We start from the raw sequence: 21,216 nt of genomic DNA, 5'->3' as shown, positions 1-21,216 counted from the left end.
AGCCTCCCGGAGGCCGGAGGCTTCCCTGGGCCCCGCATGGAGCAGTCCGGCGGGCCGTACGGCTCCGCACGCTCTTGACTTGGCGTGTGAACAACGCCGTCGCCCACTCCTCCGAGCCCCCCGCCCCGACGGCCGCGGCCCCGCCCGTTTCCGCGGCCGCGTACCGCAATCTCGTCGTGGCGACGGTCGGGTTCACGCTCACCTTCTGGGCGTGGAACCTGATCGCGCCGATGTCCGGGGACTACAAGGACCGGCTCGCTCTCAGCTCCTTCCAGCAGTCGCTCCTGGTGGCCGTGCCGGTGCTGGTCGGGTCGGTCGGCCGTGTCCCGGTGGGGGCGCTCACCGACAAGTACGGCGCGAAGCTGATGTTCCCGCTGGTGTCCGCGCTGACGATCGTGCCGGTGCTGCTGCTGGTCCCGGCGCGGAACTCCTACGGGGCGATGCTCGCGGTCGGCTTCCTGCTGGGGCTCGGCGGCACGACGTTCGCCATCGGCATCCCGCTCGTCAACTCGTGGTTCCCGCCCGCCAAGCGGGGCCTGGCGCTGGGCGTCTTCGGCATGGGCATGGGCGGGGTGGCCCTGTCGGGCTACTTCACCCCGCGCATCGCACGGCACGGCGACGACCTGCCCTTCCTGATGGTCGCCGTGGCCCTGGCGGTGTACGCGCTGCTGGCCGCCGTGCTGATCAGCGACCGCCCCGGCCGGAAGGCGCCCACGCAACCCCTGGTGCGACGGCTCGGCGAGGCCGGTCGGCTGCGGGTGACCTGGGAGCTGTCGGCGCTGTACGCGATCGGCTTCGGCGGCATCGTGGCGTTCGGGGTCTACCTGCCGACGTATCTGAAGACCTGGTACGAGATGTCGCCGACCGAGGCGGGCGCCAAGGCGGCCGGGTTCGCCCTGGTCACCGTGGTCTTCCGGCCGGTCGGCGGCTGGCTCTCGGACCGCCTGCACCCGGTGGTGGTGACGTCGTGCGCGTTGCTGGCGGCCGCCCTGATGGCGGTCGTGCAGGCCTTCGAGCCACCGCTGGACCCCGTCGGCACGATCGCGCTGCTGTGCATGGCGGCGGGGCTCGGCGCGGCGAGCGGCAGCGTGTTCGCCCTGGTCTCCCAGGTGACGCCGCAGCAGCAGGTGGGCAGTGTGACGGGCATCGTCGGTGCGATGGGCGGGCTCGGCGGCTTCGTTCCGCCGCTGGTGATGGGGGCGATCTACAGCGCCAAGGACTCGTACGCTATCGGCTTCATGCTGCTGTCCGACCTGGCGCTGGCGGGGTGCGTGTACACGTACGGCCGGATGCGGACCCTTCGGCGGGACGGCTGAGCCGCTACCGGCTCCGCGCGCCCCCGCCGGAGTCGGGCACGGCGGCACGGGTGGGACGCGCCCTGTCCGGCAGGCCCGCCGAAACCCGTCGTGCCACCGGCCGTCACAGGCCGGCCGGCACCCCCTAGGCTTCCCGGCGTGACCCTTCTTCTTCCCGCGCTCCAGTCCCCCACCGGCCCGGCCGCCGACCGGGAGGCCGTCCGCTTCGACGGGCTCCGTCTGACGTACGGCCGGCTGGCGGAGGCGTCGGGCGCCCTCGCCGCACGGATCGCGGACGCGGGCCGGGTCGCCGTCTGGGCTGCCGCGACGCCCGAGACGGTGATCGCGGTCGTCGCGGCGCTGCGCGCCGGAGTTCCGGTGGTGCCGCTCAACCCGCGCACCGGGGACAGCGAGTTGGCCCACATTCTGGCCGACAGCGCGCCCACGGCCGTCCTGGCGGGCCCGCACGACGAGCTGCCGCCGGCCCTCGCGGAGCTGCGGCAGGTGCGGGTCGACGCCGCGGCCGGGGCGACGGCGGACGAGGCGGCGTCCGGGGCGACGGCGGGCGGGGACCCGGTGGGCGGGCCCGTCCCCGAGTCCGCGCTCTCCCCCGAGGACCCCGCGCTGATCGTCTACACCTCCGGCACCACCGGCCCGCCCAAGGGGGCCGTCCTGCCCCGCCGGGCCGTCGCCGCCTCGCTGGACGCGCTGGAGGAGGCGTGGGACTGGACCGAGGACGACGTGCTGGTCCACGCGCTGCCGCTGTTCCACGTGCACGGCCTGATCCTGGGCGTCCTCGGGCCACTGCGGCGCGGCGGCGCCGTGCGCCACCTGGGGCGGTTCTCCCCCGACGGGGTGGCCCGTGAGCTGGCGTCGGGGGGCACGATGCTGTTCGGGGTGCCGACCATGTACCACCGGCTGGCCGAGGCGCTGGACGCGCCGGCGGGCACTGCCGGGCGCGACGCGCTCGCCGCCGCGCTGGCCGGGGCGCGTCTGCTGGTCTCCGGATCGGCGGCGCTGCCCGTGCACGACCACGAGCGCATCGCGGCGGCCACCGGCCGGCGGGTGATCGAGCGGTACGGGATGACGGAGACGCTGATGAACACGGGCATCCGGGCGGACGGCGCACCGCGCCCCGGCACGGTCGGGCCGCCGCTGCCCGGCGTGGAGCTGCGCCTGGTGGAGGACGACGGCGCGGTCCTCCACGAGCCGCGGGCCGTCGGCGAGATCCAGGTGCGGGGGCCGAACCTGTTCAGCGGCTATCTGAACCGCCCCGACGCCACGGCCGCCGCGCACACGGCGGACGGCTGGTTCCGTACGGGGGACGTCGGCACGGTGGACGAGGACGGGTACGTCCGCATCGTCGGGCGCCGGGCCACCGACCTGATCAAGAGCGGCGGCTACAAGATCGGGGCGGGGGAGATCGAGAACGTCCTGCTCGCCCACCCCGGTGTGCGCGAGGCGGCCGTCACCGGGGAGGCCGACGCGGACCTCGGCGAGCGCGTCGTCGCCTGGGTGGTTCCGGTGAACCCGGGGTCCCCGCCCGCCGCCGCGGAGCTGGCGGACCATGTCGCCGCCCGACTGGCCCCGCACAAGCGCCCGCGCACCGTGCGCTATCTGGACGCCCTGCCCCGCAACGACCTGGGCAAGATCATGAAGAGGTCGCTCCATGCCCGCTGACTCCGCCGCCCGGGCGACGGCCCGGGAGATGATCGCGCTGCTCACCGGCCCGGCCGGCTTCACCGAGCACCGCCCGCCCGCCCGCACCCTGCCGGCCGACGGGCCCCTGGGCTGGGCGGGGTACGACGCGGCGCGGGAGCGGGCGGCGCTGCGGACCGGCGAGGAGGAGTCCGTGGTCTACGGCGCCGGGGTCGTCGGCGACCGCGCGTGCGTGCTCCTCTCCTTCGAGTTCGGCTTCCTGGGCGGCTCGTTGGGGCAGCTCACCGGCGACCGGCTGGAGGCCGCGTACGCGCTGGCGCTGGCCCGGCGGCTGCCGCTGGTCTCGCTCGTCGCCACCGGTGGCAGCCGGATGCAGGAGGGGATGGTCGCGCTCACCCAGCTCCAGCGGGTGGCCGCCGCGTCCACCCGGCTCCGGGAGGCCGGGCTGCCGCAGCTCGCCGTGGTCCGCGACCCGACGACCGGCGGCGGCTGGGCCACCGTGGGGGCGGGCTCCGACGTGGTGCTGGCCCTGCCCGGTGCGCAGGTCGGCTTCGCCGGCTCCCGGGTGCGGCCCGCGGACGCCGAGCCGTACGCGTACAGCGCCGAGGGCCAGTGGGCGGCGGGCCAGGTCGACGCCGTCGTCCCGGCCCACGAGCTGGCCGCCACCGCGGCGCACTGGCTGCGCGCGCTCGGCCCGCACGAGGCGCCGGCCGCCGCGCCCCTGCCCCGCGCCCTCTCGGCGGCCCGCCTCCCGGAGACCGGGCGCGAGGCGGTGGAGCAGGCCCGCTCGCCGGGGCGCCCGCGCGCGGAGGCCTATCTGGCGGACTACTTCGCCGTACGGCTCCCGCTGAACGGGGACCGGTGCGGCGGGAGGGACCCGGGGCTGCTGTGCGGCTTCGGGCTGCGCGAGGACGGGCGGCCCGTCGCGTACGCCGCCCAGTGCGGGACCCCGGCCCGCCCGGCCGGATACCGCACGGCGGCGCGCACGATCCGGCTGGCCGACCGGCTCGGCGTCCCCGTCCTCACCCTGGTCGACACCCCGGGGGCCGCCAACGACGCCGAAGCGGAACGGGCGGGTGCGGGCGCGGCCATCGCCGATGTCTTCGCGGCGATCGCGGCGGCACGGGTCCCGGTGACGACCCTGGTCATCGGCGAGGGCGGTTCCGGCGGGGCACTCGCCCTCGCGGCGCCGGACAACACCCATGTCACCGCGGACAGCTACTTCTCCGTCATCGCCCCGGAGTCGGCCGCCGCGATCCTCAAGCGCCCGCCGTCCGAGACGGGGGCCACCGCCGACCAGCTGCGGCTGCGCCCGCAGGACCTGCTGGAGCTGGGCATCGCCCGCTCCGTCGTCGGCTGAGGCGCGGACGCCTCTTAGGGCTGCGGGTCGCGGGCGTCGTAGCGGGCGAAGGCCCGCCACTTCACGGCGAGCAGGCCGACCGCGGCCAGACAGGCGAGGCCGCCGCCGGTGATCGCCACGGTCGGCGAGAGGAGGTCGGCGGCCGAACCGGCCAGGAAGTCCCCGAGCCGGGGCCCGCCCGCCACGACGACGATGAAGACGCCCTGGAGCCGGCCGCGCATCGCGTCGGGCACGGCCGCCTGGAGCATCGTGTTGCGGAAGACCATGGAGACGGTGTCCGCGCACCCGGCGAGCGCCAGGAAGAGCAGCCCGAGCCAGAGGTTGCGGGTGAGTCCGAAGACGGCGACGGCGCTCCCCCAGCAGCCGACGGCCAGCAGGACCGCGAGACCGTGCCGCCGGACGCGCCCGAGCCAGCCGGAGAACACCCCGCCGAGCAGCGCGCCGAGCGCCGGGGCGGCGACGAGCAGCCCGGTGGTGCGCGCGTCGCCCCCGTACCAGAGCACGGCGACGACCGGGAAGAGCGCGCGGGGGTGGGCGAGCACCATGGCGCACAGGTCGGTGAAGAAGGTCATCCGCAGGTTGGGCCGGGTCCCCAGGAAACGCAGCCCGTCCAGCACGGAGGCCCGCTTCGCCGGCTCCCCCTTTCCGCCCTCCGCGTCGCGCTCGGGCAGCATCGAGGGCAGCCGCCACATGGCGTAGAGGGAGGCGGTGAAGGTGACGGCGTCCACGGTGTACGCGGCCCGGTACCCCCACCAGCCGACGATCAGACCGCCCAGCATGGGCCCGACGAGCGCGCCCGTGGTACTGGTCATGGAGTTCAGGGCGTTGGCCGCGGGCAGCTGCTCCGCGGGCAGCAGCCGGGCGATCATGGAGGAGCGGGCCGGTGCGTTGAGCGCGAAGCAGACGGCCTGGAGGGCGACGACCGCGTACAGCAGGCCGACCCGCTCGACGCCCGCGACGGCGGCGGCCACCAGGACGAGGGCGAGAACGAACGACCCGGCGGCGCTGAACAGCCCCAGCTTGCGCCGGTCCACCGTGTCGGCGACGGCTCCGCCGTACAGCCCGAAGACGACGAGGGGCGCCAGCGAGCAGAAGCCGATGAGGCCCACGGAGAACGCGGAGCCGGTGATGTCGTAGACCTGGAGCGAGACCGCCAGCGCCGTCATGCCCTGGCCGACCCAGGAGACGGTGTTGCCGAACCAGAGCCGCCGGTAGTCGGGCGAGACCCGCAGCGGGGTGAGGTCGGCGAGTATCCGGGGGCGGGGCGGCGCGGGCGGCCCGGTCGTTTCGGTCACAGAGGATGGTAGCCGTCGGCCTGATCGCCCCGGCCGCCACGGGGCCCGGCCGCGGGGAGCGTCACCACCATCGTCAGACCGCCGCCGGGCGTGTCCTCCGCGGTGACCGTGCCGCCCATCGCCTCGACGAACCCCCGGGCGACCGCGAGGCCGAGGCCGACACCAGCCCCGCGCGGGACGTCGTCGTACCGCTGGAAGGGTTCGAAGACCGCCACCTTGGCCTCGTCGGGGACGCCGGGCCCGCGGTCGGCCACCCGCAGCTCCACGCGGTCACCGACGGCTTTGGCGAAGATCCGTACCGGTGAGCTGCCGGGGCCGTGGACGAAGGCGTTCTCGACGATGTTGGCGACGGCCCGCTCCAGCAGGCCCCGGTCCACGACGACCATCGGCAGGGTTTCCGGGACGTCCAGGACGACGCCGTGGGCCGGCACGCCGACCAGCGCCATCGGCACGACCTCGTCGAGATCCGTCTCCCGTACCAGCGGAGTGAGGGTCCCGGTCCGCAGCCTCGACATGTCGAGCAGGTTCCCGACGAGGTGGTCGAGGCGGTCGGCGCCCTCCTCGATACCGGCCAGCAGTTCGGCCCGGTCCTCCTTCGACCACGCGACGTCGCCGGCGCGCAGAGACGTGACGGCCGCCTTGACGGCCGACAACGGAGTGCGCAGGTCGTGGCTGACAGCGGCCAGGAGAGAGGTGCGTATCTTGTTGCCCTCGGCGAGCTTCCGGGCCTTCGCAGCCTCGCCGACGAGGCGCTGACGGTCCACCACGACGGCCGCCTGGGAGGCGAAGGCCCCCAGGACACGCCGGTCCTCCACGGGCAGGACGCGCCCGGTCAGGGCCATCGCCAGACCGTCGCCGACCGGCATGTCGACGTCGGCGTCCTCGGGCCGTCCGGCCGGCCGGACGGCCCCGACGCTCGCCACACAGGTCCACGGACCTGAGCCGCCGGTCCGTTCGAGCAGCGCCGCGGAATCCATGGCGAACGTCTTTCGGACCCGGTCGAGCAGCGCCTCCAGGCTGGTGTCGCCGCGCAGCACGCTGCCCGCCAGCAGCGACAGGGTCTTCGACTCGGCGCGCAGCCGGGCGGCCTGCTGGGTGCGGCGCGCCGCACGGCCCACGACGGACGCCACCGCGACCGCGACGGCGAAGAAGACGGCGATCGCCATGATGTTCTCGGGGTCCGCGATGGTCCAGGTGTGCACGGGCGGGGTGAAGTACCGGTTCAGGAGCAGCGAGCCGACGGCGGCGGAGGCCAGCGCGGGCCACAGCCCGCCCAGCAGCGCGGTCGCGACGGTCAGGGACAGGAACAGGAGCATCTCGTTGGTGAGCCCCGACCCGCCGCCCGCCGAGGTGAGGGCCAGGCAGAGCAGCAGGGGGCCGGCCACGCCGACGAGCCAGCCGGCCGCCGTGCGGGGACCGCCGAGACGGCTCCGCGGGGGTGTGGGCAGGCTGCGCCCCCGGCCGATCGCGTCATGGGTGACGATGTGGACGTCCAGGTCGGGGCCCGAGTCGCGGGCGACGGTGGCGCTGACCCCGGGGCCGAACACGTACTGCCACGAGCGGCGGCGGCTCGCGCCGAGGACGATCTGGGTGGCGTTGACGCCCCGGGCGAACTCCAGGAGCGCGGACGGCACGTCCTCGCCGATGACGTGGTGGAAGCTGCCGCCGAGGTCCTCGACGAGCCTGCGCTGGACCGCCAGCTCCTTCGGCGAGGCCGAGGTGAGGCCGTCGCTGCGGGCGATGTAGACCGCGAGGACCTCCCCGCCGGCGCCCTTCTCCGCGAGTCGCGCGGCCCTGCGTATCAGGGTGCGGCCCTCGGGGCCGCCGGTCAGCCCCACGACGATCCGTTCCCGGGAGCCCCAGATCGCCGAGACCTCCTGGTCGGAGCGGTACTGGTTGAGGTACTCGTCCACCCGGTCGGCCACCCACAGCAGCGCGAGTTCCCGCAGAGCGGTGAGGTTGCCGGGACGGAAGTAGTGGGCCAGGGCCGCGTCGATCCGGTCCGGCCGGTAGACGTTCCCGTGGGCCATGCGCCGGCGCAGCGCCTCGGGCGCCATGTCGATCAGCTCGATCTGGTCGGCGCGGCGGACGACCTCGTCCGGGACGGTCTCGGCCTGCCGCACCCCGGTGATCGATTCGACGACGTCGCCCAGGGACTCCAGGTGCTGGATGTTCGCCGTCGCTATGACGTCGATGCCCGCGTCGAGCAGCTCCTCGACGTCCTGCCAGCGCTTGGTGTGGCGCGAGCCGGGGACGTTGGTGTGCGGGAGCTCGTCCACCAGGGCGACGGCGGGCCTGCGGGCCAGGACGGCGTCCACGTCCATCTCGGTGAAGACGGCCCCCCGGTAGGTGATCTCGCGGCGCGGTGTCTGTTCCAGGCCGTGCAGCATGCCCCTGGTGCGCGGGCGGTCGTGGTGCTCGACGAAGGCGACCACGCAGTCGGTCCCCCGCTCGACGCGGCGGTGCGCCTCGGAGAGCATCGCGTACGTCTTGCCGACGCCCGGGGCCGCGCCGAGATAGATCCGAAGCCTGCCGCGTCCCATGTGTGCGTGTCCTCGTCTCGAAGCCGGTGGTGCCGTGGCGCGCTGCGGCCGGGGCGCGGTCGGACTTGCGCCGCGAGTTCCCGTGCCCGATTCCATGATCGGGCACGGGGCGCTCGCGGACCCTGCGGTCCGCGCCCCGGCCGGCCCCTCAGCTCGCGACCAGGTCCCGCAGCGCGAGGTTCAGCCGCAGGACGTCGACGTGCGGTTGTCCGAGGAAGCCCGCGGTGCGGCCGGCGGTGTGGTCGTCGACCAGCCTGTCGACCTGCCCAGGGGTCAGGCCACGGGTCTCGGCCACGCGTGCGACCTGGATCTTCGCGTACGCCGGGGAGATGTGCGGGTCGATCGCGGAGGCCGAACCGGTGACCGCGTCCTTCGGCACCGCGGACTCCGGGACGCCGTTGAACGCGGCCACCCGCCTCCTGGCGTCCCCGACCGCCTCGGTCAGCCGGGCGTCGGAGGCCCCGAGCTGACCGGACCCGGTGGCGAGCGGATCGTAGCCGCTGTTCGAGGGGCGGGGCTGGAACCACCGGGGGTCGGGCCGGTCCGTGCCCTCCAGGTTCCAGGTCTGGCCGATGAGGGCGGAGCCGGCCTCCTTGCCGTCGACCGACACGATCGAGCCGTTGGCGTGGGCGGGGAAGAGGCCCTGGGCCATGCCGGTCACCGCGAGCGGATAGGCGACGCCGGTCATGAGGGTGAGGACGAGCAGCATGCGGAGCGCGGCCCAGGCCAGGCGTCCGGTGTTCGCCGGGGAAGGATTCATGGCGGATCAGCCGATTCCGGGGATGAGGGTGAGGAGCAGGTCGATGATCTTGATCCCGGCGAACGGGGCGATCAGGCCGCCCAGTCCGTACAGGCCGAGGTTCCGGCGGAGCATCCGGTCCGCGCCGGCCGGCCGGTAGCGCACGCCCCTCAGGGCGAGCGGGACCAGGGCGAGGATGATCAGTGCGTTGAAGATGACGGCCGAGAGGATGGCGGACTGGGCGGAGGCCAGCCCCATGATGTTCAGCCGGTCCAGGCCGGGGTGGGCGGCCGCGAACATCGCGGGGATGATCGCGAAGTACTTCGCCACGTCGTTGGCGATGGAGAAGGTCGTCAACGCCCCTCGGGTGATGAGGAGTTGCTTGCCGATCTCGACGATCTCGATCAGCTTGGTCGGATCGGAGTCGAGGTCGACCATGTTGCCGGCCTCCTTCGCGGCCGAGGTGCCCGTGTTCATCGCCACGCCCACGTCCGCCTGCGCCAGGGCCGGGGCGTCGTTGGTGCCGTCGCCGGTCATGGCCACGAGCTTGCCGCCGGCCTGTTCCCGCTTGATGAGGGCCATCTTGTCCTCGGGGGTCGCCTCCGCGAGGAAGTCGTCGACGCCCGCCTCCTCGGCGATGGCCCGCGCGGTCAACGGGTTGTCGCCCGTGATCATGACCGTTCTGATGCCCATGCGGCGCAGTTCGCCGAACCGTTCGCGCATCCCTTCCTTGACGACGTCCTTCAGATGGACGACGCCCAGGACGCGCGCGCCCCTCCCGTCGTCCTGGGCCACCAGGAGCGGTGTGCCGCCGGCCTGGGAGACCCGGTCCGTGAGCGTCCGGGCGTCCTCGCCGACCTCGCCGCCCCGCTCCTCCACCCAGGCCATGACCGAGCGGGCGGCCCCCTTGCGTATCCTCCGGCCGTCCACGTCCACGCCCGACATCCGCGTCCGGGCGGTGAACGCGGTCCACTCGGCGTCGGCCAGTTCGCCGCGGTGGCGCTCGCGCAGCCCGTACCGCTCCTTGGCGAGGACCACGACGGAGCGTCCCTCCGGCGTCTCGTCGGCCAGCGAGGAGAGCTGGGCGGCGTCGGCCAGTTCGGCTTCCGTGGCGCCCCTGACGGGCACGAACTCGGCCGCCTGCCGGTTTCCCAGGGTGATGGTGCCGGTCTTGTCGAGCAGCAGCGTCGACACGTCGCCCGCCGCCTCGACGGCCCGCCCCGACACGGCGAGCACGTTGCGCTGGACCAGCCGGTCCATGCCGGCGATGCCGATCGCCGAGAGCAGCGCCCCGATCGTCGTCGGGATCAGGCAGACCAGCAGGGCCGTCAGGACGATCAACGACGTCTGCTCGTCGGCGCCCGCGTGGACGGCGAAGGGCTTCAGGGTGACGACGGCGAGCAGGAAGACGATCGTGAGGGACGCCAGCAGGATGGTGAGGGCGACCTCGTTGGGGGTCTTCTGCCGGGCCGCGCCCTCGACCAGGCTGATCATCCGGTCGATGAACGTCTCGCCGGGCCGGGCCGTGATCCGGACGGAGATCCGGTCGGACAGCACCTTCGTGCCGCCGGTCACCGCGGACCGGTCGCCGCCGGACTCCCGGACGACCGGGGCCGACTCGCCGGTGATGGCGGACTCGTCGACCGCGGCGACGCCCTCGACGACGTCCCCGTCGCCGGGGATGACGTCGCCCGCCTCGCAGACCACCAGGTCGCCGACGCGCAGGTCGACGCCGGGGACGCGCTCCTCCCGCCCGTCCAGGACCCGGCGGGCCACGGTGCCGGTCCTTGCCGCGCGCAGGGTGTCGGCCTGCGCCTTGCCGCGGCCCTCTGCGACGGCCTCTGCGAGGTTGGCGAAGATCGTGGTCAGCCAGAGCCAGGCGGCGATCGCCCAGCCGAACCAGTCGCCCGGGTCGCGGACCGCCAGCACGGTGGTGAGCACCGAGCCGACCAGCACCACGAACATCACGGGCGAGGCGACCATGACGCGCGGGTCGAGCTTGCGCAGCGCGTCGGGGAAGGACCGGACCAGCTGGGCCGGGTCGAAGAGTCCCCCGCCGACGCGGCCGGCCCGCGGCGCGGGCCCCGTCGGAGCGCCGGTGGGGGGAGCGGGAGGGGCCGGGGCGGTCGTCTGGTGGGACACAGCGTCCTGTTCCGTTATGCCGGGGATCATGCCGCCAGTCCTTCGGCGAGCGGTCCCAGCGCGAGGGCGGGGAAGAAGGTCAGACCGGCGATGATCACGATGGCGCCGATGAGCAGGCCGGTGAACATCGGTTTCCCGGTCCGCAGGGTGCCCGCGGTCGCGGGCACGGGCTGCTGCCCGGCGAGCGAGCCGGCCAGCGCGAGGACGAACACCATCGGCAGGAAACGTCCGAGCAGCATGCACAGTCCCAGCGCCGTGTTGTGGAAGTCGGTGTCCGCGCCGAAGCCGGCGAAGGCCGAACCGTTGTTGTTGGACGCCGAGGTGTAGGCGTACAGGACCTCGGAGAACCCGTGGGCCCCGGTGTTGGTCATGGACGACTCGCCGTGGCCGGTGGCCATCGCCACCGCCGTGCCCGTCAGCACGAGCGCCGGGGTGATCAGGATGCAGCAGGCCGCGAGCTTGATCTCGCGGGCGCCGATCTTCTTGCCCAGGTACTCCGGTGTCCGGCCGACCATCAGCCCGGCGAGGAACACCGCGATGACGGCCATGACCAGCATGCCGTAGAGGCCGGAGCCGACCCCGCCGGGCGCTATCTCGCCCAGCATCATGCCCAGCAGGAGCACCCCGCCGGACAGGCCGCTGTAGGAGTCGTGGAACGAGTTGACCGAGCCGGTCGAGGTCATGGTCGTGGAGACCGCGAACAGGGACGAGGCCCCTTCTCCGAACCGCTGCTCCTTGCCCTCCATGGCACCGCCCGCCAGCTGCGACGCGGTGCCGGGGTGGGCGTACTCGATCCAGGTCACCAGGACCACGCCGGCCAGCCAGAGGCCGGCCATCGCGGCGACGATCGCATACCCCTGCCGGACGTCGCCGGCCATCGTGCCGAACGTGCGCGGCAGCGAGAACGGGATGACCAGCAGCAGGAAGACGGTCAGGAGGTTGGAGAAGCCGTTGGGGTTCTCGAAGGGGTGGGCGGAGTTGGCGTTGAAGTAGCCGCCGCCGTTGGTGCCCAGGTTCTTGATGGCCTCCTGGGAGGCGACCGCGCCGGGGCTGATGGACTGCGTCTGGCCGGTGACCGTGGTGATCTCGTGGACGCCGGCGAAGTTCTGTATGGCGCCGGCCGCGACCAGCAGGACCGCGGCGATCACCGAGACGGGGATCAGGAGGCGGACGACCGCGCGGACGAGGTCGGCCCAGAAGTTGCCCAGTTCACCGGTACGGGACCGGGTGAAACCGCGCACCAGGACGAGGGAGACGGAGATGCCGACGGCGGCGGAGACGAAGTTCTGCACCGCCAGGCCGGCCGTCTGGGCGGCGTGGCCCATGTCGGTCTCGCCCGCGTAGGACTGCCAGTTGGTGTTCGAGACGAAGGAGGCGGCCGTGTTGAAGGCCTGGTCCGGGGCGATCGCCGCGAAGCCGAGCGACAGCGGCAGGTGCTCCTGCGTCCGCAGGAGCAGGTAGAGGAACAGCACGCTCACGGCGGAGAACGCCAGCACCGCCCGCAGGTAGGCGGGCCAGCGCATCTGCGTGTCCGGGTGGGCGCCGACGGCACGGTAGATCCACCGCTCCACCCGAAGGTGCCGGCGGGAGGAGAAGACGGCCGCCATGTAGTCGCCGAGGGGCCGGTGCACCAGAGCGAGCGCGGCGACCAGCGCCGACACCTGGAGCACATCGGCAAGTACGGGGTTCACAACTGCTCAGAACCTCTCCGGCTTGACGAGCGCGAGGACGAGATAGCCCAGCAGGGCGGCGGCCACGATCAGGCCGACGACGTTCTCGACGGTCACAGCCTGGCCACCCCCCTCGCGATGAAGACCACCAGCGCGAAGACCGCGACCGTGATGACGACGAAGGCCAGATCGGCCATCGCATGCTCCTCGTAGAGGTTCGGGAAGAACGGACAGGACGAGAAAACCCCATGTCAGGGGGGAAGTCGCCATCCGTTGACGCCGCCTTGACGGGACGGGCCCCTCCCCTGACGCCCTTCATACGAGGAGGGGGCCGCCGGGCCCCCGGGGCGGTGCCGCCCCGTTTCGCCTGCCGGGCTCCGGGAAGGCGCCGGAGCGGAACGGGGGGCTGTTCATGGACATCGTCAAACGCGTAGGGGCCCTGGTGGCCGCACTGGTCCTCCTGCTCCTGGGCGGACTGGTGCTGGTGATCGCGGGGGGCCTCGCGACCAAGGCCGGCGGCGACGGCTGGACCGCGCCCGACCGCCCGGCCGACGCCGTGGTGACCGGACATGTGCAGACCCGGTCCGGAGGCGGCCCGGCCGGGGCCCGGTGGGCGCCGCGCGTGACCTACGAGGCGGAGGGGCGCCGCTACACCGCGCGGCTGCGGGGCAGCGAGGCGGGGCGCGGTCTGCGCGTGGGCGCCCCCGTCGAGGTGGTCTACCGCGCCGACCGGCCCGGCCGCCCTTACACGAGGCAGTACGCCGAACAGGGGGCGCCCGGCGTCGCGACCGACATCGTGGTCATCGTCAGCGCCGTCGTCATGGCCGTCGCCCTGCTCACGTTCGGATGGCTGCTCCTCACCGTCGCCCGGGGCACGCGCACCACGGTCCTGGACTTGTGACGGGCCCCGCCGGGGCGGACGCCCGGTTGCCGCCTCCGCCGCGGGCACGTCGATCCGGAACAGGTCCGGCCGGGGCGGGCCGCGCGATGCGCCCGCGGCCCGCCCCACCCTTTGGGGTCAGGAGCCGAGGGCCCTCAGGTCCGCCGCGAGCGAGGCGATGGCCGCGGGGTTGCGGGGGCTCTCGACGAGGTCGACGTAGTCGAGGACGACGAACCGCTCGTGCTTGACGGCGGACACGTTCGCCAGCGGCTTGTAGGACAGGAGGAACTCCTTCTTCTGTTCCGCGGTGGTGTCCCCGTAGTCGTTGATCACGATGACCTCTGGGTCGCGGGAGACGACCGTCTCCCAGCCCACGGTGGCCCAGCTGTCCTTGAGGTCCTTCATGACGTGGTCGCCGCCGGCCTTGGTGATGATGTCCTGCGGCCCGGCGTAACCGCCGGACGTGAACGGCTTGTCCTGCCCGCTGTCGTAGAGGAAGACCCGAGGCCGGGCGGCGCCCTTCAGCGCCTTCGCCTCGGCTTCGGCCACCTGCTCGCGGAACGTCTCGATGAGGGCCTCGGCCCGGTCCTCGACGTCGAACACCGTGCCCAGGTTCCGCAGATCCGTGTACAGCGCGTCGAGCGGCGCCATCACCCCACGGGCCTTGCCCCGCCCGTTGCGGCAGGACTCGCTGAGCAGATACGAGTCGACGCCCACGCGCCGCAGTGCGGCGGGGGTGAACCCCTCGCCCTCGTTGAACCCGTAGTTCCACCCGGCGAAGACCAGGTCGGCCCTGGCGTCCAGGACCAGCTCCTTGTTGATCCGCTCCTTCGACAGCCAGGGCGTCCTGCGGTAGGCGTCCTTCCACGGCACCGCCGTGAGGTCCCCCTTGTCGTCGGGCATGACGTATCCCGCCATGTGGTCCTCAAGGCCCAGGGCGAACATGATCTCGGTGATGCCGACGTCGTTGGTCACCACGCGCTGCGGGGCCTTCTGGTACGTCTTCTTCTCCCCGCAGTTCTCGACGGTGACGGGGTAGTGGCTGTCGGACGCCCGGGCGGCGACCCCCTTCCCCTCCCCCGGGGCGACGTTCGCCCCGCAGCCGGTGAGGGCGAGGGCCAGGGCGAGGGCGACGGCGGTGGGGCGTGCGAGGTTCGGCATGGCGGTGATGACTCCTTCGAGACGGACGAGGGCGCTACCGGGGTGCGTCGCTGAGCGGGAGGCGGTCGAAGAGCAGCTGGACCGCGCCTGTCTCGGGGTGGGGGACGCGGTGCGCCCGCACCCCGAAGACCTCGGCCAGCAGCTCGGGGGTGAGGACGTCGTGGGGCGCCCCGGAGGCGACGATCCGGCCGCCGTCGATGACGTGGAGGAGGTCGCAGTGGAGTGCGGCCAGGTTGAGGTCGTGCAGCGCGGTGAGCACGGTCAGCCCGCTGGTGCGCACCAGCGCCAGGACCTCCAACTGCTGTGCGATGTCGAGGTGGTTGGTGGGTTCGTCCAGCACCAGCACCCGCGCCTGCTGGGCAAGGGCGCGGGCGATCAGCACGCGCTGCTTCTCGCCGCCGGAGAGCGTGAGAAAGCCGCGGTCGGCGAGGTGGCCCGCGCCGACCCCCTCCAGGGCGGCGGCGCACGTCCGCCGGTCCTCCTCTGTGGCCCGGGCCATGGACGACTGGTGCGGCAGCCTGCCCATGGCGACGATCTCGGCCACCGTGAAGTCGAACTCCGCGGCCGCCTCCTGCGGAAGGGCGGCGAGCCGTCGCGCACTGTCGCGCGCGCCCATCGCCAGCAGGTCGTCGCCGCCGATCCGGATGGCGCCGGCCGTGGGGCGCAGGGCCCGGTACACGCACCGCAACAGGGTCGACTTCCCACTGCCGTTGGGCCCGACGAGCCCCACGAACAGGCCGCTGCCCGCCCGCAGGGTGACGTCCTGCACCAGCCGCGCACCGGCGATCTCGACCGTGAGCGCGTCGATGTCGACCTGCATCACACACCTCCGAAGGTGTAGGTACGGCGGCGCATCAGCAGCACGAAGCACGGCACGCCGATCACCGCCGTCAGGACGCCGAGAGGCAGCTCCGCGGGGGCGAGCACCACGCGCGACAGGACGTCCACCCAGATCAGCAGGACCGCTCCGGCCAGGGGGGCGACGGCCAGCAGCCTGCGGTGGTCCGCGCCCACGAGTATCCGAGCGGCGTGCGGGACCATCAGGCCCACGAAGCCGATCGCCCCGCTGACGGCGACCACCGCCCCGGTGACGGCGGCGGCGGTGAGGAAGAGCTCCTTGCGCAGCCGCCCGGCGTCCACGCCCAGCGCGGCAGCGGTCTCGTCGCCCATCGCCAGGGCGTTCAGCCGCCGGGCCGACCAGCAGAGGTGGACCAGGCCGCAGAGGACCGCACCGGCGGCGATCGGCACGGAGGACCAGTTCGCCCCGCCCAGGCTGCCGAGCAGCCACATCATCGCGGACCGGGCCGCCTCGCCGTGCTCCGCGGCGAACACCATGAAGGTGGTCACGGCAGAGAAGCCGTAGTACATCGCGGTGCCGGTCAGCACCAGCCGGAGCGGCGTCAGCCCGCGCGGGGTCCGGGCGATCGCGTACACCAGCACCATGGCCGCCAGGGCGGAGAGGAACGCCGCCGTGGACAGGGCCCAGACCCCGAACGCGCCGAACGCGCCGAAGATGAGGACGGCGTTGGCGCCGACGGCCGCGCCGGAGGAGATGCCGAGGACGAACGGGTCGGCGAGCGCGTTGCGGACCATGGCCTGCACGGCGACGCCCACGGCCGCCAGACCGGCGCCGACGACCGCGGCCAGCACGGCACGCGGGAAGCGCAGCTCCCACACGATGGTGTAGGCGGAGACCTCGTCCGGGGCTATGGACCCGCCGGTCAGCCCCGCCCACAGGTAGCGCAGGGCCTCGGCCCACGAGAGCCCCGACGCCCCGACGGCCGCCCCGCAGACGAGGGAGACGGGGAGCGCGACGCACAGCACTGCCACGAGCAGGGGCAGCGAAGGACGCGTGGGCGGTCGGGGCCCGCGCTGCGCACTGCGGTGCGGCGCGGCGGGTATGCGGTCGCGGAGCGTGGCCACAGGCGGATCGCTTTCGCCTCGGGCCGTGCACCTGCGTGATCGAAGGGGCGGCTCCGGGCGCCGGGCGCCGGGCGCAGCACCTCTCGCAGTCCACGGCGATTGACAGGAGCTTTCACCACCGCGGGTAATCGGGCTCGCGGAGCCTTGTCCAGGGCTCCGCCTACCGTTGCGGGTCAGCGCCGGACTTCGACCGGACTTCCCCCACGAGGCGTTCGCAGCTTAGCGCGTGTTCCCCCGCTCCTCCCGGCCGGAAGGAGCGGGGGCGCGGGGAGGCCGCCCGCGGAACGTGGCTCTGAGGTTCGTCCTGTCCGGACGACGAGTCGGCCGAGCACGCCCCAGGAAGGCGATACAAGCCAAAGCGCCGGACGCCCTCGGCCCCCTGAGGGCGAAATGGAGGCGTGTGCCCGCATGAGGGCGGGGCTTTCGCGCCACCTGGGCCCGCCCGAGGCAGTGAGATCCGTGTCACAGCGGCCGGCCGGGCCCAGAAGAGGGCGGCGGAGCTCGGCCGGGCCCCGCGCCGGGGGCGTGAGGCGAGGTCGTTCACTCATGCAACTGGGCTGGAAGGCAACGTACGTGATCACCCGTCAGGTGAAAGGGGTCGCACGACGGGGCGCGTTGGGCGCGCCTTCGTACCCCTTCGACTCACTCCGGGCCGACCGTCGGCCCATTTCCGGCATGTCCTCATCACGCGTCGCTTGTGCGGGAGGAGCGCCGATGATCACCTCTTGACGGCGCGCATGACGTGCTGCCTATTCTCGCCGCCTTTACAAGGTATTCACATGGGTGGGGATTGTGCGGTTGATACGGGGGCGAGGGCTGAAGCCGGCCCGCGGCCGAAGACACAGAAGTGCGCTCGCGGGCATCGCGTTCGTGACGGCCGCGGCAGCGTTGGGGCTTCCGGCGCCCGCGGCCGGGGCGGCTGGACCGGAGCCCGGCCCGGCTCCTCTGTCGGAGGGGCAGAAGGCTCTCGCGGCGGCCGGGAAGTCGGGGCAGCGGGTCGAGGTGGCGGGTGAGCGGACCGAGCGTTCCACGGTCTTCGCGAACCCGGACGGGTTCACCTTCACCCTGGAGGAGTCCGCGGTACCGGTCCGCGTGGCCAAGTCCGGCGGCGGCTGGCAGGCGCCGGACGCGACCCTGGTGCGGCGCGCGGACGGCACAGTCGGCCCGAAGGCCGCGGCCGTGGGGCTGGCGTTCTCCGCGGGCGGGAGCGGCAAGCCGCTGGCGGAGATCTCCGACCAGGGCCGGTCACTGGAGCTGAGCTGGCCCGGACCGCTCCCCGAGCCGCAGCTCGACGGGGCCGGCGCCGTCTACCCGGATGTGCTGCCGGACGTCGATCTGAAGGTCACCGCCACCCCGGAGAGCTTCCAGCACGTGCTGGTCGTCAAGACCCCGGAGGCGGCCGCTCTTCCCCGGCTGAAGGAGCTGGAGTTCGGACTCACGACCGACGGACTGACGGTCCGCAAGGGGGAGTCGGGCAACCTCGTCGCCGTCGACGGCGACGGCAGGACGGTGTTCAAGGCGCCGCCCGCCCAGATGTGGAACTCGGCGGGCAGGGCTGAGGCGGAGCAGCAGCCGGCCCCAGTGAAGCTCAGGGCGCCGGCCTCGGCCGCCGCCTCGGAAGACGAAGAGCCGAAGTCGCCGGCGGACCCGGCGGAGTCCGCTCCGTCCGGCTCGGGACTCGAGCCCGGCCAGGGCGACGACGTCGCCCGGATGGACGTCGACCTGGCCGGGGACTCCCTGTCCGTCGTGCCGGACGCCGGTCTCCTGGCCGAGACCGATCCGGCCGCCTTCCCGTTGTTCATCGACCCGACCGTCACCTGGGGCGAGTCGGAGCGGACCCTGCTGCGCAGCGACGGATACGAGTCCTACGGCTGGGGGAACGGCGCGGACGACCGCGGCAAGGGCGTGGGCAAGTGCGGTACGTGGGGCGGTTACTCCTGCGGCCCGGGCTATGTGCAGCGGCTGTACTTCGAGTTCTCCCCGGCGAGCCTGAAGGGCAAGAAGGTCCTGGACGCCACCTTCCGGGCGACCGAGACCTGGTCGTTCACGTGTGACGCCCGCTGGGTCGACCTGGTGCGGACGAACAACATCTCCTCCTCCACCACCTGGTCGTCGCGCCCCAAGGAACTGGACTGGATGGGCGACCGGCATGTGTCGGCCGGGCGTGGCACGGCGTGCAGCCCCTCCCAGCCGTCCGCCGCGATCGAGTTCAACGACAATCCCGCCGAGAGCAACGAGAACCTGACGCCGACCGTGCGGGACTTCGCGGCCGGCAAGTTCTCCCGGCTCACCCTCGAACTTCGCGCGCACGACGAGTCGGACACCTCCGCCTGGAAGCGGTTCCGCAACGATGCCGTCCTGGCGGTCGACTTCGTGGGCCTGCCGGCCAAGCCCTCCGGCATCGGGATCGTGTCCGGCTCCAGCACCGTGTGCGAGACGACGGAGAACGATCCGGTGGTGGTCAGCGACCCCACCCCCGCGCTGACGGCCACGGCGCAGACCGCCTCGGGCGGCGAGAAGGACGCACAGCTGCGCGTCTACTTCGACGTGGATCACAAGAACGGCGACGGGACCTGGTCGGACACCAGCGCCGGCAACGGGGACCTGCGTCCCTCCAGCGGTTATGTCGGTGACGGCGTGAAGCTGACCATGTCCTGGTCGGCGCTGTCCGACGACACCACCTACCGCTACCGGGCGTGGGTGCGCTCGTACTACGACGGCGGCAAGAACCACCTGTCGGGTCCGTCGAACGCCTCGACCACCGGCTGGTGCTATTTCAGGATCGACTCCTCGGCGCCCGAGCCGCCGGTGATCACCGTCGGCTCGCCCTACACGCCGTGCACCCCACAGGACTGCCGGGCCCACGGCGGCCCCGGCGAGAAGGCGGCCTTCACCTTCGCTCCGCCGTCGGGCGAGACGGGCATCGTCGCCTACCAGCACAAGCCGTCCGAGGGTGCGTGGTCGCCGAAGAAGAGCGGGTCCACGGTGTCCGTGGACGTCACGCCTCAGCGCTCGGGCACCCACACGCTCCATGTGCGCGCCTATGACAGCTTCGGCCGCTACCGGGACAGCGCGGTGGACTTCCTCGTCGCGGCGGGCGAGGGCCCGGTGGGCCGGTGGCACTTCGACGAGACCACCGGTGCGGCGAAGGACTCGGCGACCGCGGCCGGCTCGGCGCGGCGCGATGCCACGCTCGGCGCGGGAGCGGTCCGTGACGACCGGGGCCGACGCGGACTGCTGACGCACGGCTTTGACGGGACCCCGTTGGAGACCCCGCTGACCGACCGCGGGCTGTCGCTGGACGGCGCCGGCGCGTACGCGGCGACATCCGGCCCGGTGCTGGAGACGCGCTCCGCGTACACCGTCTCCGCCTGGGCGCGGCTGGACAGCACGGCACAGGACGGGATCGTCCTCTCCCAGGACGGCGCGAACTACAGCTCGTTCCTCCTCTGGTACGAGACGTCGTACGACGCTTGGGTCTTCGGCGTGAAGGAGAAGGACGAGGACAACGGCCAGGCCTACTTCGGCGTGGTGGCCAAGGCCCCGGCCGCCGCGAACGTGTGGACGCATCTGGCGGGCACCTACGACCCGGCCACCCAGCAGCTCCGCCTCTACGTCAACGGACTGCTCCAGGGCACACGCACGGTACCGGGTTCCTGGTCCTCTTCCGGCTCCTTCAACATGGGCCGCTACCTCTGGGCTGGCAAGCGCTACTGGCCCTTCGACGGCTCCATCGACGAGGTGGCCGCCTGGCAGCGCGCCCTGCTCCCGTCGGAGATCGCGCAAGAGGCTCGGCTGCTGACCTCGGAGGGCTTCAACGGCGCCGAGCTCGTGGCGGACTGGTCCGCGGAGCGCGGCAGCGGCGCCTCGATCGCGGACACGACCTCCGGGTACGGCAGGAGCCTGGCCCTGACCGGAGGGGCGTCGATCCAGAGCGGCGCCATCGCTCTGGACGGAGTGGACGACGCGGCCGGTACGGCGGGCCCGCTCGTCGACGACACCGGATCGTTCACGGTCACGACGCTGGCCTCGCTGGACGGCAACGCGCTCGCGTCCCGGGACGTCGGCTACACCGGGCAGGTGCTGGGCCAGCGCACCGCCGACGGGTCCGCGTGGGGCTTCTGGTTCGAGATGACCGGCAAGGACACGGTCCTCGACGAGGAGACCTTCGAGGAGCGCACCGTGCCGGTCGGCCGCTGGCACTTCGGCCGTCTCAACGCCGACGGCGCCTTCTCCTCCGTGGTCTCGGACGAGGTCGCGGCACTGGACGCGGAGGTCAGGCTGACGGGCGTGTTCGACGCCCAGGACGGGACCGTCTCGCTGCGGCTGGGGTCCCTTCTCAACGGCGCCCCTCTCGCCTTCACGGCCAAGGCCGGAGCGGGGGACTTCGCGATCGGCAGGGCCTTCGCCTCAGGCGGCTGGAGACACCACCTGCCCGCGCGCATCACGGAGGTGCGCCTGTGGGCCGGGGCCATGGCCGGCCAGGAGCAGATCGAGCTCCGCGTCGGCGACTGATCCCTTCGACGGGCGGCGCACCAGACGAACTTCC

Annotated in this window: 14 protein-coding genes and 1 riboswitch; of the genes, 5 read left to right on the top strand and 9 right to left on the bottom strand. The window is 73.2% G+C overall.

Annotated features, from left to right (window positions below):
- The first annotated feature begins 86 nt into the window (after positions 1 to 86).
- The 3 genes from V9U70_RS22690 (at position 87) to V9U70_RS22680 (ending at position 4,314) form a co-directional block, all read left to right on the top strand.
- Entirely contained in the window at positions 87 to 1,316 is a 1,230-nt protein-coding gene (locus V9U70_RS22690; RefSeq protein ID WP_336677999.1) for an MFS transporter, read from the top strand.
- Between the two features lie 138 nt (positions 1,317 to 1,454).
- Entirely contained in the window at positions 1,455 to 2,975 is a 1,521-nt protein-coding gene (locus V9U70_RS22685) for an acyl-CoA synthetase (protein WP_336677997.1), read from the top strand.
- On the top strand, positions 2,965 to 4,314 hold the full coding sequence (locus V9U70_RS22680; protein ID WP_336677996.1) for a carboxyl transferase domain-containing protein: 1,350 nt from the start codon (positions 2,965 to 2,967) through the stop codon (positions 4,312 to 4,314). Before V9U70_RS22685 ends, V9U70_RS22680 begins: the two co-directional genes overlap by 11 nt.
- 14 nt (positions 4,315 to 4,328) lie before the next feature.
- Here the strand turns inward: V9U70_RS22680 and V9U70_RS22675 are convergent, their stop codons facing one another.
- The 6 genes from V9U70_RS22675 to kdpF all read right to left on the bottom strand — a co-directional run bounded on the left by V9U70_RS22675 (position 4,329) and on the right by kdpF (position 12,820).
- Positions 4,329 to 5,609, bottom strand: a complete 1,281-nt coding sequence (locus V9U70_RS22675; RefSeq protein WP_336677995.1) for an MFS transporter — start codon at positions 5,607 to 5,609, stop codon at positions 4,329 to 4,331.
- On the bottom strand, positions 5,606 to 8,152 hold the full coding sequence (locus V9U70_RS22670) for a sensor histidine kinase KdpD (RefSeq protein WP_336677993.1): 2,547 nt from the start codon (positions 8,150 to 8,152) through the stop codon (positions 5,606 to 5,608). Before V9U70_RS22670 ends, V9U70_RS22675 begins: the two co-directional genes overlap by 4 nt.
- A gap of 148 nt (positions 8,153 to 8,300) precedes the next feature.
- Positions 8,301 to 8,912 carry a potassium-transporting ATPase subunit KdpC gene (kdpC, locus tag V9U70_RS22665; RefSeq protein WP_336677992.1) on the bottom strand — a complete coding sequence of 204 codons (612 nt, stop codon included), beginning with the start codon at positions 8,910 to 8,912 and terminating at the stop codon, positions 8,301 to 8,303.
- A gap of 6 nt (positions 8,913 to 8,918) precedes the next feature.
- Positions 8,919 to 11,063, bottom strand: coding sequence for a potassium-transporting ATPase subunit KdpB (gene kdpB, locus V9U70_RS22660; protein WP_336677990.1), 2,145 nt, complete (start codon positions 11,061 to 11,063; stop codon positions 8,919 to 8,921).
- Positions 11,060 to 12,724, bottom strand: a complete 1,665-nt coding sequence (gene kdpA, locus V9U70_RS22655; protein ID WP_336677988.1) for a potassium-transporting ATPase subunit KdpA — start codon at positions 12,722 to 12,724, stop codon at positions 11,060 to 11,062. Before kdpA ends, kdpB begins: the two co-directional genes overlap by 4 nt.
- 6 nt (positions 12,725 to 12,730) lie before the next feature.
- Positions 12,731 to 12,820: a K(+)-transporting ATPase subunit F gene (gene kdpF / locus V9U70_RS22650; protein WP_331917799.1), complete on the bottom strand. Its 90-nt coding sequence runs from the start codon at positions 12,818 to 12,820 to the stop codon at positions 12,731 to 12,733.
- Between the two features lie 295 nt (positions 12,821 to 13,115).
- On the opposite strand from kdpF, the gene V9U70_RS22645 reads away from it, so the two are divergent.
- Entirely contained in the window at positions 13,116 to 13,604 is a 489-nt protein-coding gene (locus tag V9U70_RS22645; RefSeq protein ID WP_336677984.1) for a DUF3592 domain-containing protein, read from the top strand.
- A 117-nt stretch (positions 13,605 to 13,721) separates the two neighbouring features.
- On the opposite strand, the gene V9U70_RS22640 is transcribed toward V9U70_RS22645, so the two are convergent.
- Genes V9U70_RS22640 through V9U70_RS22630 form a run of 3 tightly spaced genes read right to left on the bottom strand, consistent with a single transcriptional unit; the run spans position 13,722 to position 16,667 of the window.
- Entirely contained in the window at positions 13,722 to 14,744 is a 1,023-nt protein-coding gene (locus tag V9U70_RS22640) for an ABC transporter substrate-binding protein (RefSeq protein WP_336677982.1), read from the bottom strand.
- Positions 14,745 to 14,778: 34 nt separating this feature from the next.
- Positions 14,779 to 15,564, bottom strand: coding sequence for an ABC transporter ATP-binding protein (locus tag V9U70_RS22635; protein WP_336677980.1), 786 nt, complete (start codon positions 15,562 to 15,564; stop codon positions 14,779 to 14,781).
- Complete coding sequence (locus V9U70_RS22630; RefSeq protein WP_336677978.1) at positions 15,564 to 16,667, bottom strand: FecCD family ABC transporter permease; 1,104 nt, start codon at positions 16,665 to 16,667, stop codon at positions 15,564 to 15,566. Before V9U70_RS22630 ends, V9U70_RS22635 begins: the two co-directional genes overlap by 1 nt.
- A gap of 101 nt (positions 16,668 to 16,768) precedes the next feature.
- Positions 16,769 to 16,891: riboswitch (cobalamin riboswitch) on the bottom strand.
- 646 nt (positions 16,892 to 17,537) lie between these two features.
- Between V9U70_RS22630 and V9U70_RS22625 the strand changes: the two genes are divergently transcribed.
- A complete protein-coding gene (locus V9U70_RS22625; RefSeq protein ID WP_419724012.1) occupies positions 17,538 to 21,182 on the top strand; it encodes a LamG-like jellyroll fold domain-containing protein in 3,645 nt (1,214 codons plus the stop codon).
- The last annotated feature ends 34 nt before the right edge of the window (positions 21,183 to 21,216 follow it).

Source organism: Streptomyces pratensis (assembly GCF_037137275.1).
Lineage (GTDB): Bacteria > Actinomycetota > Actinomycetes > Streptomycetales > Streptomycetaceae > Streptomyces > Streptomyces pratensis_B.
The sequence above is the reverse complement of the archived record's forward strand: the minus strand, read 5'-3'. Positions and strand labels throughout refer to the sequence as shown.

Coding starts and splice junctions, on each gene's coding strand:
- V9U70_RS22680 (WP_336677996.1), top strand. CDS start 2,965: ATGCCCGCTGACTCCGCCGCCCGGGCGACGGCCCGGGAGATGATCGCG.
- V9U70_RS22645 (WP_336677984.1), top strand. CDS start 13,116: ATGGACATCGTCAAACGCGTAGGGGCCCTGGTGGCCGCACTGGTCCTC.
- V9U70_RS22670 (WP_336677993.1), bottom strand. CDS start 8,152: ATGGGACGCGGCAGGCTTCGGATCTATCTCGGCGCGGCCCCGGGCGTC.
- V9U70_RS22640 (WP_336677982.1), bottom strand. CDS start 14,744: ATGCCGAACCTCGCACGCCCCACCGCCGTCGCCCTCGCCCTGGCCCTC.
- kdpC (WP_336677992.1), bottom strand. CDS start 8,912: ATGAATCCTTCCCCGGCGAACACCGGACGCCTGGCCTGGGCCGCGCTC.
- kdpB (WP_336677990.1), bottom strand. CDS start 11,063: ATGATCCCCGGCATAACGGAACAGGACGCTGTGTCCCACCAGACGACC.
- V9U70_RS22635 (WP_336677980.1), bottom strand. CDS start 15,564: ATGCAGGTCGACATCGACGCGCTCACGGTCGAGATCGCCGGTGCGCGG.